This is a genomic window from Pedococcus sp. P2_A3 (assembly GCF_056405035.1).
Window position 1 is genome coordinate 32886 of sequence record NZ_JBFUCW010000028.1, and the last position, 13627, is coordinate 46512.

13 protein-coding genes are annotated in these 13627 nt (G+C 71.1%); 3 read left to right on the forward strand and 10 right to left on the reverse strand.

The features are described 5' to 3' along the window. Position 1 precedes the first annotated feature (1 nt). The 9 genes from AC1DX8_RS18680 to AC1DX8_RS18720 all read right to left on the reverse strand — a co-directional run bounded on the left by AC1DX8_RS18680 (position 2) and on the right by AC1DX8_RS18720 (position 10272). On the reverse strand, positions 2-2491 hold the full coding sequence (locus AC1DX8_RS18680; protein WP_477631457.1) for an NADH-quinone oxidoreductase subunit G: 2490 nt from the start codon (positions 2489-2491) through the stop codon (positions 2-4). Continuing rightward, a complete protein-coding gene (nuoF, locus tag AC1DX8_RS18685) occupies positions 2488-3801 on the reverse strand; it encodes an NADH-quinone oxidoreductase subunit NuoF (RefSeq protein ID WP_477631458.1) in 1314 nt (437 codons plus the stop codon). Before nuoF ends, AC1DX8_RS18680 begins: the two co-directional genes overlap by 4 nt. Then, positions 3798-4634, reverse strand: coding sequence for an NADH-quinone oxidoreductase subunit NuoE (gene nuoE, locus AC1DX8_RS18690; protein WP_477631469.1), 837 nt, complete (start codon positions 4632-4634; stop codon positions 3798-3800). The genes nuoF and nuoE overlap by 4 nt, the downstream gene beginning before the upstream one ends. A gap of 38 nt (positions 4635-4672) precedes the next feature. Beyond that, positions 4673-6031, reverse strand: a complete 1359-nt coding sequence (locus AC1DX8_RS18695; RefSeq protein ID WP_477631459.1) for an NADH-quinone oxidoreductase subunit D — start codon at positions 6029-6031, stop codon at positions 4673-4675. Further along, positions 6031-6981, reverse strand: coding sequence for an NADH-quinone oxidoreductase subunit C (locus tag AC1DX8_RS18700; protein WP_477631460.1), 951 nt, complete (start codon positions 6979-6981; stop codon positions 6031-6033). Before AC1DX8_RS18700 ends, AC1DX8_RS18695 begins: the two co-directional genes overlap by 1 nt. Further along, a complete protein-coding gene (locus tag AC1DX8_RS18705) occupies positions 6978-7607 on the reverse strand; it encodes a NuoB/complex I 20 kDa subunit family protein (protein WP_477631461.1) in 630 nt (209 codons plus the stop codon). Before AC1DX8_RS18705 ends, AC1DX8_RS18700 begins: the two co-directional genes overlap by 4 nt. Positions 7608-7625: 18 nt before the next feature. Beyond that, entirely contained in the window at positions 7626-7988 is a 363-nt protein-coding gene (locus tag AC1DX8_RS18710) for an NADH-quinone oxidoreductase subunit A (RefSeq protein ID WP_056924312.1), read from the reverse strand. 109 nt (positions 7989-8097) lie between these two features. Then, positions 8098-9429 (reverse strand): geranylgeranyl reductase family protein, encoded by a 1332-nt coding sequence (locus AC1DX8_RS18715; RefSeq protein ID WP_477631462.1) that lies wholly within the window; start codon positions 9427-9429, stop codon positions 8098-8100. Positions 9430-9579: 150 nt separating this feature from the next. Continuing rightward, positions 9580-10272: a demethylmenaquinone methyltransferase gene (locus AC1DX8_RS18720; protein ID WP_477631463.1), complete on the reverse strand. Its 693-nt coding sequence runs from the start codon at positions 10270-10272 to the stop codon at positions 9580-9582. Between the two features lie 76 nt (positions 10273-10348). Here AC1DX8_RS18720 and AC1DX8_RS18725 point away from each other — a divergent pair, with 76 nt between their 5' ends. Beyond that, complete coding sequence (locus tag AC1DX8_RS18725) at positions 10349-11641, forward strand: isochorismate synthase (protein WP_477631464.1); 1293 nt, start codon at positions 10349-10351, stop codon at positions 11639-11641. Between the two features lie 3 nt (positions 11642-11644). Further along, positions 11645-12295, forward strand: a complete 651-nt coding sequence (locus AC1DX8_RS18730) for an HAD family hydrolase (RefSeq protein ID WP_477631465.1) — start codon at positions 11645-11647, stop codon at positions 12293-12295. An 84-nt stretch (positions 12296-12379) separates the two neighbouring features. On the opposite strand, the gene AC1DX8_RS18735 is transcribed toward AC1DX8_RS18730, so the two are convergent. Then, positions 12380-13339, reverse strand: coding sequence for a thiamine pyrophosphate-dependent enzyme (locus AC1DX8_RS18735; protein ID WP_477631466.1), 960 nt, complete (start codon positions 13337-13339; stop codon positions 12380-12382). A 16-nt stretch (positions 13340-13355) separates the two neighbouring features. Here AC1DX8_RS18735 and AC1DX8_RS18740 point away from each other — a divergent pair. Next, the coding region (locus AC1DX8_RS18740; protein ID WP_477631467.1) for a hypothetical protein at positions 13356-13627 on the forward strand (272 nt) is incomplete at its 3' end.

The following is a 13627-nucleotide window of genomic DNA, read 5'->3' on the forward strand; positions in this document are numbered from 1 at the left end:
CTCACTGGGCGCCTCCCTTCGTGACCGTCACGACGTCACCGGAGACCGCCCCCAGCGAGGCGCGGACGGTGGAGCCGTCGGAGTTGGTCGGGAGCCAGACGACGTGGTCGACCATGCCCTCGGTGACGGCCACGCGGGCGGACACCGAGCCACGGGTGTTCGCGACCGTGACGGTGTCGCCGTCGACGAGGCCGAAGGCCTCGGCCGTGGCGGCGGACACCCGTGCGCGGGCCTTGGCCGCGGTGCCGGCCAGGAACGGCTCACCGTCCTGGAGCGAGCCCCGGTCGAGCAGGTGGTGCCAGGTGGCCAGCACCAGCTGGCCGTCACCGGCACTCGGGAGCTCGGCCACGGGGACCGCGGGGGCGGCAGGACGCTCGCCGGCCCACGGCCCGAGGGCGGTCATCTCGCGACGGATCTCGGCCAGCGTGCGGGTGCCGAGGAAGGCGCCCATCTCGTTGGCCAGCATGTCGAGGACGCGGTAGTCGGACAGCGCCGCCGTGTCGAGGGCCGCCTCGAAGGCGCGCGGACGCCCCTCCCAGTCGACGAAGGTGCCACCCTTCTCGGCGTGCGGGGCCACCGGCAGCACGACGTCGGCGACCGCCGTCACCGACGAGGGACGGAAGTCCAGCGACACGACGAAGGTCTTGGCGAGAGCCTCCTCGGCGCGAGGGTCGGCGAGGTCGGCGGCGTCCACGCCACCGACGACCAGGGCGTTGACCGACCCGGTCGTGGCCGCCCGGATGATGCCGGCACCGTCGCGGCCCGGCACGTCCGGCAGGCCCACGACATCCCAGGCCTCGGCGACCTGCTGGCGCGCGGCAGCGTCGGCGACCGGACGGCCGCCGGGCAGCATCGACGACAGTGCGCCGGCCTCGAGGGCCCCCCGCTCACCAGCGCGACGCGGCACCCAGGCGACCCGGGCTCCGGCCGACGCGGCGAGGGCAGCGGCTGCGGACAGCGCGCCGGGCACGGTGGCGAGGCGCTCACCCACGAGCACGATGGCCCCCGGGGTCTCCAGCGCCTGCGCGGCCCTGGCGGCCGCACCGTCACCCGTGACGCCGTCGGCGAGGGCGCGGAGCACCTCGGCCTCGGTGCCGGGGGCGGACGGGATGAGTGTGCCGTTCAGCTTGGTGAGGCCGCGCGTCGCGAAGGGCGCCACGGCATACACGGCCGTCTTGCCGCGACGCGCGGACTTGCGCAGCCGCAGGAAGACGATCGGGCTCTCCTCCTCGGGCTCGAAGCCCACGAGGACGACGGTCGCGGCCTTCTCGAGGTCGGCATAGGTGACTGCGCCACCCTGTGCCCCGTCGACCGAAGGACCGGTGGCGACCACGGCAGCCGCCAGGAAGTCGGCCTCCTCGGCGGAGTGCGGGCGCGCGCGGAAGTCGATGTCGTTGGTGGCCAGCACCGCACGGGCGAACTTGCCGTAGGCGTAGGCGTCCTCGACGGACACCCGCCCGCCGGTGAGGACGCCGACGCCCTTGGCCGCCGTGAGGCCGCGGGCCGCGACCTCCAGGGCCTCGGGCCACGAGGCGACCTGGAGCTCGCCCTGCTCGTCGCGCACCATCGGGAACTCGAACCGGTCACCGGTGGAGGCGTACTGGAAGGCCCAGCGGCCCTTGTCGCAGTTCCACTCCTCGTTGACCACCGGGTCGTTGACGGCCATCCGCCGCAGCACGGCGCCGCGGCGGTGGTCGGTGCGGATCGAGCAGCCCGACGCGCAGTGCTCGCAGACGCTCTGGGTCGACCTGAGGTCGAACGGGCGGCTGCGGAAGCGGTAGGCCGCACCGGTGAGCGCGCCCACCGGGCAGATCTGCACGGTGTTGCCGGAGAAGTAGGACTCGAACGGCTGCTGCTCGTAGATGCCGACCTGCTGGAGGGCGCCACGCTCGACCAGAGCGATGAACGGGTCACCGGCGATCTGGTCGGAGAACCGGGTGCACCGGGCACACAGCACGCAGCGCTCACGGTCGAGCAGCACCTGCGAGGAGATGTTGATCGGCTTGGGGTAGGTGCGCTTGATGTCCTCGAAGCGCGACTTGGCCCGACCGTTGCTCATGGCCTGGTTCTGGAGGGGGCACTCGCCACCCTTGTCGCAGACGGGGCAGTCGAGGGGGTGGTTGATGAGCAGCAGCTCCATCACACCCTGCTGCGCCTTGTCGGCGACCTTGGAGGTCTCCTGCGTCTTGACCTCCATGCCCTCCGAGACGGTGATGGTGCAGGAGGCCTGCGGCTTCGGCATCGGCCGCAGCTGCCCGTCGGGGCCGGGCATCGCGATGTCCACGAGGCACTGGCGGCAGGCGCCGACCGGCTCGAGCAGCGGGTGGTCGCAGAACCGCGGGATCTGCACGCCGACCTCTTCGGCGGCGCGGATCACCAGCGTGTTCTTGGGGACGGCCACGGGCACGCCGTCGATGGTGAGGGTCACCAGGTCGACGGGCGCCTGGGCGTCCTTCTGGCCTGCGTCGTTCTTGGCCTGGGTCACAGTCATGCGGTCACGCGATCCTTGTGGAAGAGCGTCGACTCCCGGGCGTCGAACGGGCAGCCGCCATGGGTCAGGTGGTCCAGGAACTCCTGTCGGAAGTACTGGATGCTGCTGGTGATCGGGCTGGTCGCACCGTCCCCGAGCGCGCAGAAGCTGCGGCCCAGGATGTTGTCACAGATGTCGAGGAGCTTCTCGAGGTCCTCCTCGGACCCCTGGCCGTGCTCGAGCCGGCCGAGGATCTGCTTCAACCACCAGGTGCCCTCGCGACACGGCGTGCACTTGCCGCAGGACTCGTGCTTGTAGAAGTCGGTCCAGCGGTCGACGGCGCGCACGACACAGGTGGTCTCGTCGAAGATCTGCAGCGCCCGGGTGCCGAGCATCGAGCCCGCGGCCGCGACCGACTCGAAGTCGAGCGGGGTGTCGAGGTGCGCGTCGGTGAACAGCGGCGTGGACGAGCCACCCGGGGTCCAGAACTTGAGCTTCTTGTTGGGGTCGCGCATGCCGCCAGCCATGTCGAGGAGCTCGCGCAGCGTGATGCCGAGCGGCGCTTCGTACTGGCCGGGCCGCTTGACGTGACCCGAGAGGCTGAAGATGCCGAAGCCCTGCGACTTCTCGGTGCCCATGCCGGAGAACCAGTCGGCACCGTGCAGCAGGATCGGCGGGACCGAGGCGATCGACTCGACGTTGTTCACGACGGTCGGGCGGGCGTAGAGCCCGGCGACCGCGGGGAACGGCGGCTTGAGGCGCGGTTGGCCGCGGCGGCCCTCGAGGCTGTCGAGCAGCGCGGTCTCCTCGCCACAGATGTAGGCGCCGGCGCCGGCGTGCACGGTGATGTCGAGGTCGAAGCCCGAGCCGTGGATGTTCTTGCCGAGGTGGCCCGCGGCATACGCCTCCTCCACCGCCCGCAACAGGCGGCGGTAGACGTGCACGACCTCACCACGCAGGTAGATGAACGCGTGGTTGCACCCGATCGCGAAAGAGGTGATGACGCAGCCCTCGATGAGGAACTGCGGCGCCGCCATCATCAGCGGGATGTCCTTGCAGGTGCCCGGCTCGGACTCGTCGGCGTTGACGACGAGGTAGCGGGGGCCGCCGTCCGGCGGGGGCAGGAAGCCCCACTTCATGCCGGTCGGGAAGCCTGCCCCACCACGACCGCGCAGGCCGGAGTCCTTGGTCATCTGCACGAGGTCGGCGGGGGCCATCGCCAGGGCCTTCTTCAGCGCCTGGTAGCCCTCGTGGCGCTCGTACGTCTCGAGCGTCCACGACTGGGGGTCGTCCCAGAACTTCGTGAGGATCGGGGTCAGCGTGGTGCTCATTTGCCGTCCTTCTCGTCGAAGAGGGTCGCCGGCTTGTCGTCGACCGCCTCACCGGGCGCGTTGGCCGCGCTGTCGGTGGAGGTATGCCGCCCAGCCGCCTTCTCGTCGGACGTCGCCGTGGGCTGCTGGTCGGCCGTGGCCTTCTCACCGGCCTTGCCGTCGGGGGCGGTCCACCCGCGGTCGTTGGCCAGGCGCAGGCCCTCCAGGCTCGCGTGACCGGCACCGACACCCTCGTCGGCCAGGCCGTCGTGGAAACCGGCCAGCACGCGCGAGACCTGCTTGAAGGTGCACACCTTCGACGGGCCCCGGCTGGGACGGACGTCCTTGCCCGCCCGCAGGTCGTCGACGAGCTGCTTGGTCGAGTCGGGCGTCTGGTTGTCGAAGAACTCCCAGTTGGCCATCACGACGGGGGCGAAGTCGCAGGCGGCGTTGCACTCGACGCGCTCGAGCGTCACCTTGCCGTCAGGAGTGGTCTCGTCGTGGCCGATGCCCAGGTGCTCGGAGACCTCGTCCCAGATCTGGTCGCCGCCCATGATGGCGCAGAGCGTGTTGGTGCAGACGCCGACGGTGTACTCACCGTTGGGGTGGCGCTTGTACTGCGTGTAGAACGTCGCGACCCCGGAGACCTCGGCGGTCGTCAGGTCGAGGACCTCGGCGCAGAAGTCGATGCCGCGACCGGTGACGTAGCCGTCCACCGACTGCACGAGGTGCAGCAGCGGCAGCAGCGCGGACCGCTTCTGCGGGTACCTCGCGACGACCTGCGCGGCGTCCTCGTGCAACGACGCCAGGACGTCCGCGGCATACGGCTCCTTGGACTCCGCAGCGACGGTCAGGTGCCCTGCCGCGGTTTGAATTCCGTAGTTGTCGCCGCTCACCGGTCGACTCCCCCCATCACAGGGTCGATGGAAGCCACCGCGACGATGACGTCGGCGATCTGGCTGCCTTCGCACATCACGGCCGTGGCCTGCAGGTTGTTGAACGACGGGTCGCGGAAGTGCGCGCGGTAGGGGCGCGTGCCGCCGTCGGACACCGCGTGGCAGCCGAGCTCGCCCTTGGGGCTCTCCACCGCGGCATACGCCTGGCCCGGAGGCACCCGGAAGCCTTCGGTGACCAGCTTGAAGTGGTGGATCAGCGACTCCATCGAGGTGCCCATGATCTCGCGGATGTGGTCGAGGCTGTTGCCCATGCCGTCGCCACCGATGGCGAGCTGCGCCGGCCACGCGATCTTCTTGTCCTCGACCATGACCGGGCCGGGGTTGGCCTGCAGGCGGTCGATGCACTGCTCGGCGATCTTCAGCGACTCGTACATCTCGTCGATGCGGATGCGCAGGCGGGCGTAGGCGTCGGACTCGGTGCGGGTGATGACGTCGAAGTCGTAGGTCTCGTAGCCGCAGTACGGGTCGAGCTTGCGCAGGTCGTGGGGCAGGCCGGTCGAGCGCAGCATGGGGCCGGTGATGCCCAGCGCCATGCAGCCCGACAGGTCGAGGTAGCCGACGTCGACGGTGCGTCCCTTGAGGATGGGGTTCTCGTTGAGGAGGAGCTCGAGCTCGCCGAGTCCCTTGCGCACCAACGGAATCGTGTCGCGGACCTTGTCGATCGCACCGGGCGGCAGGTCCTGGGCGACACCACCGGGGCGGATGAAGGCGTTGTTCATGCGCAGGCCGGTGACCATCTCGAAGATCGCCAGGATGCGCTCGCGCTCACGGAAGCCGACCGTCATGACGGTGGTCGCGCCCATCTCCATGCCACCGGTCGCGAGGGCGACGAGGTGGGAGGTGATCCGGTTGAGCTCCATCATCAGCACGCGGATCGTGCTCGCGCGCTCGGGGATCTGGTCGGTGATGCCGAGCAGCTTCTCGACCGAGAGGCAGAAGGCGGCCTCGTTGAAGAACGGCGTGAGGTAGTCCATCCGCGTGCAGAAGGTCACGCCCTGGGTCCAGGTGCGGAACTCCATGTTCTTCTCGATGCCGGTGTGGAGGTAGCCGATGCCCGCGCGGGTCTCGGTCACCGTCTCGCCGTCGAGCTCGAGGATCAGTCGCAGCACGCCGTGCGTCGACGGGTGCTGCGGACCCATGTTGACGACGATCCGCTCCTCGTGGAGGGCGGCGGCCTCGTCGACGAGCTGGTCCCAGTCGCCGCCGGTGGCGTTGAAGACGTGGGCGCCCTCGGCGGCCGACGAGTCGGCGCCCGACGTGGCGTAGATGTCCGTGGTGGTCGAGTTGGTCGTCATCAGCTGTAAGACCTCCGCTGGTCCGGCGGTGGGACGGTGGCGCCCTTGTACTCGACGGGGATGCCGCCGAGCGGGTAGTCCTTCCGCTGCGGGTGGCCCGGCCAGTCGTCGGGCATGAGGATGCGGGTGAGCGACGGGTGGCCGTCGAACTCGATGCCGAACATGTCCCACGTCTCGCGCTCGTGCCAGTCGTTCGCCGGGTAGATCTCGACGATCGACGGGATGTGCGAGTCGGAGTCGGGTGCGGTGACCTCGACCCGGACCCGACGGCCGCCGTGGGTGATCGACAGGAAGTGGTAGACCGCATGGAGCTCGCGGCCGGCCTCGTGCGGGTAGTGGACGCCGGAGACACCGGTGCACATCTCGAAGCGCAGCGCCGGGTTGTCACGCAGCGCCCGCGCCACGGCGGGCAGGTGCTCGCGACGCACGAAGAGCGTCATCTCGCCACGGTCGACCACCACGCGCTCGACGGCCTCGGCGTAGGAGGCGGAGCCGCCGACGAGCCCGCGCTCGAGCTGGTCGGCGACCTCGTCGAAGTAACCGCCGTAGGGGCGGACTGCCGCGCCGGGGAACAGGATCGGGCTGACGATGCCGCCATAACCCGATGTGTCACCGGTGTCGGCGGCGCCGAACATGCCGTGCCGCTCCCCCACGACCACCGGGTCGGGGGCGGTGCCGGGGGCGGCTGGGAGCCGGTCGTCGGTGTCGCGGTCGACGACCTCACCGGGCTGCACGCCGACGGTCGACGCAGCGGCCACCGGTGCCGGCTGCTCGGGGCCGTCGCCCTTGTCGGCAGCGGCGTCGTCGGTCTTGGTGCCGTCGATGTTGCTGTTGGCCGTGGCCTTCTTCGGGTCCTCGGCGGGTGCGTCCTTGGTCTCGTCGGCTGCCCCGTTGGTCGCTTCGGCTGCGCCGTTGCTCGCTTCGGCTGCCCCGTTGGTCGCTTCGCTCATGCCACACCACCGTGGGCCACATCGGTGCCGTGGAGGTGGCCGTGCGCGTGGGTGTGGCCGCTGCCGGCACCCTGGGCGAGCAGTCCGGTCATCTGGTGCGTGGGCGTGGCGGCCAGGGCGGCGGCCTCGGCAGCGCGCGCGGCGGCGACGCGGTTGACGCCCAGCTTGGAGTTCTGGATCTGCTCGTGCAGCGTGATGATCGCGTTGAGCAGCATCTCGGGACGGGGCGGACAGCCGGGCAGGTAGACGTCGACCGGGATGATGTGGTCGACCCCCTGGACGATCGCGTAGTTGTTGAACATGCCGCCGGAGCTGGCGCAGACACCCATCGAGATGACCCACTTGGGCTCGGGCATCTGGTCGTACACCTGACGGACGACCGGCGCCATCTTCTGGCTGACCCGACCGGCCACGATCATGAGGTCGGCCTGGCGCGGGGTCGCGGAGAACCGCTCCATCCCGAACCGGGCGATGTCGTAGTCGGGCGTGCCGACGGCCATCATCTCGATGGCACAGCAGGCGAGGCCGAACGTCGCCGGCCAGACCGAGCTCTTGCGCATGTAGCCGGCGACCTGCTCGACCGTGGTCAGCAGGAAGCCCGCAGGCAGCTTCTCTTCGATTCCCATTTGGTTCCTAGTCCCTCGTCAGTCCCACTCGAGGCCGCCGCGGCGCCACACGTAGGCGTAGGCCACGAACACGGTCAGGATGAACAGCACCATCTCCACGAGCGCGAACAGGCCGAGCTGGTTGAAGGCCACCGCGAAGGGATAGAGGAACACCGACTCGATGTCGAAGATGATGAAGAGCATGGCGGTCAGGTAGTACTTGATCGGCACGCGACCACCGCCCGCAGCCTGCGGCGTGGGCTCGATGCCGCACTCGTAGGCGTCGAGCTTGGCGCGGTTGTAGCGCTTGGGGCCGGAGACCGCTGCGGCGCCGACCGAGAAGACGGCGAACCCGCCACCGATGGCCAAGAGGAAAAGCAACGGGACGTAGGGGTTGCTCATCGCCGTGCCACTCCCTTTCTGTCGTCGCTGCGGTTGTGAGGTGTGTCGCCGGTCACATGCTGGCGGTGCGGCCCAATCCTAGGGGCGCCGCCACAGAATGCACGCCGGGTCATGCGTCCGGCGCCATCTTCGACAGCGCGGTGATGAGGCGGTCCGACGCGTCGCCACCGTGGGGCTCGGCGAGGTTGGCCATCACCTTCAGGAGGAACTTCATCAAGGTGGTCCTTGGCAGGCCGTACTTGGTCGCCAGCCGCATGACCTCGGGGTTGCCGATCATCTTCGCGAAGTAGCGCCCCAAGGTGTAGTAGCCACCGAGGGCGTCGGCCATGACCTTCGGGTAGGACTGCAGGACCCGCTCGCGCTGCGCGTCGGTGCCGCGGGCGAACGCCTGCGCGATCACCTCGGCGGCGAGGCGCCCGGACTCCATGGCGTAGGCGATGCCTTCGCCGTTGAACGGGTTGACCATGCCGCCCGCGTCACCGACGAGGAGGAGGCCGTTGTCGTAGTGCGGCTGCCGGTTGAAGCCCATCGGCAGGGCGGCCCCGCGGATCGGGCCGACCATCGTCTCCTCGTTGTAGGTCCAGTCCTCGGGCATCGTCGCGACCCAGCGACGCATGACGTCCTTGTAGTCGGTCTTGCCGAAGGCGCTGGAGGTGTTGAGGATGCCGAGGCCGACGTTGGAGGTGCCGTCGCCGACACCGAAGATCCAGCCGTAACCGGGCAGGAGGACCTTCTTGCCGTTGTCGTCGGTGGACCACAGCTCGAGCCAGGACTCGAGGTAGTCGTCGTCGTGGCGGGGGCTCGTGTAGTAGGTGCGCACGGCCACGCCCATCGGGCGGTCCTCACGCTTCTCGCGGCCCATCGACAGCGACAGCCTCGAGGAGTTGCCGTCCGCGGCGACGACCAGCGGCGCGGCATACCGGAGCTCGGGGCCGGTCGAACGGCCCTTGTCGTCCACCGCCTTGGCGGTGACGCCGACGATCGAGCCCTTGGCGTCGAGGATCGGGCCGGTCACGTTGGTGGACTCGCGCAGGCGCGCGCCGTGCTTCACCGCGTGCTTGGCCAGGATGTCGTCGAAGTCCTGGCGGGTGCGCACCAGGCCGTACGGCGGGAAGCTCGCGAGGTCGGGCCACGGCAGGGACAGCCGCATGCCACCGCCGATGATCCGCAGACCGTGGTTCTTGATCCAGCCGTCCTCCTCGGGCGTGGGGATGCCGAGGGTGATGAGCTCCTTGACCGCGCGCGGGGTGAGCCCGTCGCCGCAGACCTTCTCGCGGGGGAAGGCCGTCTTCTCGAGGACCATGACGTCCAGCCCCGCCATGGCGAGGTACGCCGCGGTGGCCGACCCCGCAGGACCGGCACCGACGACGATCACGTCGGCGGTCTCCGTGGGTGCGCCGGCGCCGGGGGCTCCGGTGGCCTCGCTGATGGTGTCTGTCACGCCTGCCTCACACGCTTGTGAACGTCTTCACGAACTACCTCGGGGGAGTCTATTCCCGACCGGCCGCCGGGTCACCAGTAAGGCGAGCCTTACCCCAGCGACGGGTCGTGGGTGCCAGCCCGCGGCCGGGCGCGTGCTGGCCCACACGACTCAGGGTTTGGTCGCCCGGTGCAGGGCCACGATGCCACCCGTCAGGTTGCGCCAGCCCACCTCACCCCACCCGGCGGCGGCGATCCGCTCCCCCAGCTCACGCTGCGCCGGCCACGCCTGGATCGACTCGGCGAGGTAGACGTACGACTCGGGGTTGCTGCTGACCTTGCGCGCGATCGGGGGCAGCGAGCGCATGAGGTACTCGGAGTAGACCTTGCGGAAGGCGCCGTTGACCGGCTGGCTGAACTCGCACACCACGAGCCGTCCACCCGGCCGGGTGACGCGGAGGAACTCGCCGAGCGCCTGCTCGACGCTCGCGACGTTGCGCAGGCCGAACGACATGGTCACGGCGTCGAAGCTGTTGTCCGCGAAGGGCAAGCGCATCGCGTCGGCCGCCGTGAACCCCAGGTCGGGACGACGACGGTTGCCGACCCGGAGCATCCCGAGCGAGAAGTCGGCCGGCACCACGTTGACGCCGTGGGCGGCGAACGGCTCGCTGCTCGTGCCGGTGCCGGCGGCGATGTCGAGCACGGTCTCGCCGCGTTGCGCGTCGACCGCCTTGAGGACAGCCCGCCGCCAGAGGCGGTCCTGGCCCAGCGACAGGACGTCGTTCGTCAGGTCGTACTTCCCGGCCACGTCGTCGAACATCGCGGCGACGTCACGGGGGTCCTTGTCGAGGCTGGCGCGGGTCATGGCGTCATCCTCCCATCCGACCCCGCGGCCACCTCCCGCGGCTGCCCGGGGGTCGCGCCGTAGGCTTTCCCCCGACATGACCAGCCTCCCCACGCCCCAACAGGCGGGCCGACCGCAGGGTTCGCCCGTGGTCGCCCGCACCGTGGCCCTGCACGACCCCGGCACGCTGCTGGGCCTGCTGCCGGACCGCGCCGACCCCACGGAGCTGTTCAGCTGGGTGCGCCGTGGTGAGGGCCTGGTCGGGTGGGGACGGGCGCTGGAGTTCACCGCCCACGGACCCGACCGCTTCGAGCGGGCCGAGGAGTGGTGGCGCGACGTCGTCGACCGCGCCGTGGTGCGCAACGACGTCAACCTCCCCGGGACCGGGCCGGTCGCCTTCGGCTCGATCTCGTATGCCGCGGACTCCCCTGCCGGGGCGACCCTCGTCGTACCGGAGGTGGTGGTCGGGTCGCGGGACGGCCAGTGGTGGGTGACCACCATCGGCACCGGCGCGGAGCTGCCCACGCCCGTGGTGCCCCAGCAGTCCGAGCCGCGCGAGCCCGCAGGCGTGCGCTTCGCCGACGGAGCGCTCGCGCCGGCCGAGTGGGCGGGGGCGGTCGGGCGCGCGGTCGAGCGGATCACCGGTGGCAGCCTCGACAAGGTGGTGCTCGCCCGTGACCTGCAGGTCAGCGCCGAGGCGCCGATCGACCCGCGCTGGCTGCTCGCCCGGCTCGCCGAGCGCTACGACACCACGTGGGTCTTCGCCGTCGACGGCCTCGTGGGCGCGACCCCCGAGATGCTGGTGCGGCTCGAGAAGGGCCTGGTCACCTCCCGCGTCCTGGCCGGCACCATCCGACGCACCGGCGACGACGAGCACGACCTCGCGCTGGCCGCCTCGCTCGCGCGGTCGAGCAAGGACCTCGAGGAGCACGAGTACGCCGTGYGTTCGGTGGCCGACGCCCTCCGCCCGCACTGCTCGTCGACCAACGTCCCCGAGGCGCCGTTCGTGCTGCACCTGTCCAACGTCATGCACCTGGCCACCGACGTCGCCGGGGTGCTGGCCGACCGGACCACGTCGCTCGGGCTCGCCGCCTCGCTCCACCCCAGCGCCGCCGTGTGCGGGACTCCGTCCGCCGTGGCCGACGAGCTGATCAGCGAGCTGGAGGACATGGACCGTGGGCGCTATGCCGGGCCGGTGGGCTGGATGGACGCCAGCGGAGACGGCGAGTGGGGAATCGCGTTGCGGTGCGGGGCTTTCGAGCCCTCCGACCCGTCTGCGATGCGACTGTTCGCCGGGTGCGGGATCGTCGCCGGGTCGGACCCCGACTCGGAGGTCGCCGAGTCCGACGCGAAGCTCGTGCCGATGCGCGACGCCCTGACGGCTGGTTGACGCGTGTCCGGGAGCCCTGGGCCGCGTCCCGCTGACGCGGTGGTCTTCGACCTCGGGAACGTCCTCATCACCTGGGACCCGGTCGAAGCCGTCGCCGTCGCGGTCGGTCCAGAACGGGCACGGGCCTTCGTGGCGGACCCCGACTTCGACTTCGCCGCGTGGAACCGCGCCAACGACGCCGGCCGCGGTCTCGACGAGGCCGAGCGAGTCGCCCTCGAGTCGCACCCGCACTACGCCGAGGAGATCGTCGCCTACCGCGAGCACTTCGGCACCTCGCTCGTCGGCGAGATCGCGGGGAGCGTCGAGATCCTGCGGGAGCTRCACGAGGCCGAGGTGCCGCTGTTCGCCCTGACCAACTGGTCAGCCGACCTCTTCCCGGTGGCCCTCGACCGGTTCGACTTCCTCGACCTCTTCGAGGACATCATCGTCTCCGGCGAGGAGGGCGTGGCCAAACCCGACCCCGAGATCTTCGAGGTGCTCGAGGAGCGGGTCAGCCACCGCGCGGGGCTCGACGACTGCATCTTCATCGACGACAGCCCCGCCAACGTCGTGGCCGCCGCCGAGACCGGTCTGGACGCGGTGCACTTCACCGGTCCCGACCACCTGCGCGAGGACCTCCTCGCCCGCGGTATGCCGCTGCGCCGCCACCCCTGAGGCACCACCCCAGCCCGGAGTCTTTGAGCGATCCGGCGGACCAGGACCCGTCGGATCGCTCAAAGACTCCGGGTCGCGGCAGGGTCAGGACCGGAGGGCGGCTGCGGCGCGCTCGCGCAGGTGGGCGTGGAGACCTCGGTGGGTGCCGCGGTCGACCGGCACCTCGAGGACGGCCAGGCCGGAAGGCCGCTCCGCGAGGGCGGCCACGAGCTCGTCACGGGTCGCGACCAGCTGGTGCCGGACGTGGTGGGCCGCGCACAGCGCGCCCAGGTCGGTGCCGGTCGGCGTGCCGAAGAGCCGCTCGAAGTCGGCCGCCCGCTGCGGCTCGCCCGGCTCGAGGAGCGTGAAGATCCCACCCCCGTCGTCGTTGGTCACGACGACCGTGAGGTCGGGACGCCGCTCCAGGGGCCCGACGAGCAGCCCGTTGGAGTCGTGGAGGAAGGTCAGGTCACCCATCAGCGCGTAGGTCGGGGTCGAGTCCGCCAGGGCCAGTCCGGTCGCGGTCGACACGCAGCCGTCGATGCCCGCCAGGCCACGGCTGGCCACCACCCGCAGCCGCTCGGACCGAGGACTCGCGAGGTCGACGTCACGGGCCGAGTTCGACGAGCCGAGGAAGAGCGTGGCGCCGGCCGGCACCCCTGCCAGCACCGCGCCAGCCACGGCCGCGCCGCTGGGCCAGGGCGGTGACTCCTGCGCCATGGCACGGCCCACCCGCTCGCCCGCGGCACGCCAGACCTGCGCCCAGTCGCCGTCGCCGTCTGCGCCCACGGCGTCCTCTGGACCCACCGGCGCGTCGAGGACCGCGGCCGGGTGGACGGTGTGGACCTGCGGGCGCGACACGATCCAGGCGTGCGCGCCCACGGCCTCGACCCTGACCCCGGGCCGCCGCAGGAGCGCTGCCACCGGGCGCGAGAGGGTCAGTCGTCCGACCGCGATCACCCGGGCGGGGGCGTGCTCGTCCAGCCATGACGCATCGGACAGGACCAGCGGACCGTGCGGCAGGACGTCGCCTCGGGGGTGGGTGCCGAACGGTTCAGCCAGCACCGGCCACCCCCTGGCCGTGGCCCACTGGACTGCCCGCTCGAACTGGTCGGGCTCCGGGAGGTCGCCGACGACGACCAGGGTCCGCGCGGGCTGGGGCGAGACGCCGTATGCCGCCGACGCCCCCAGCCCGGTCGAGGTCGGGGTCGAGGGCTGCGCCGAGGTTGAGGGCTGCGTCGTGGGCTGCGTCGTGGGCGAGGGCTGCGCCGAGGTCGAGGGCTGCGTCGAGGTCGAGGGCTGCGTCGTGGGCTGCGTCGTGGGCGAGGGCTGCGCCGAGGGCGAGGGCTGCGC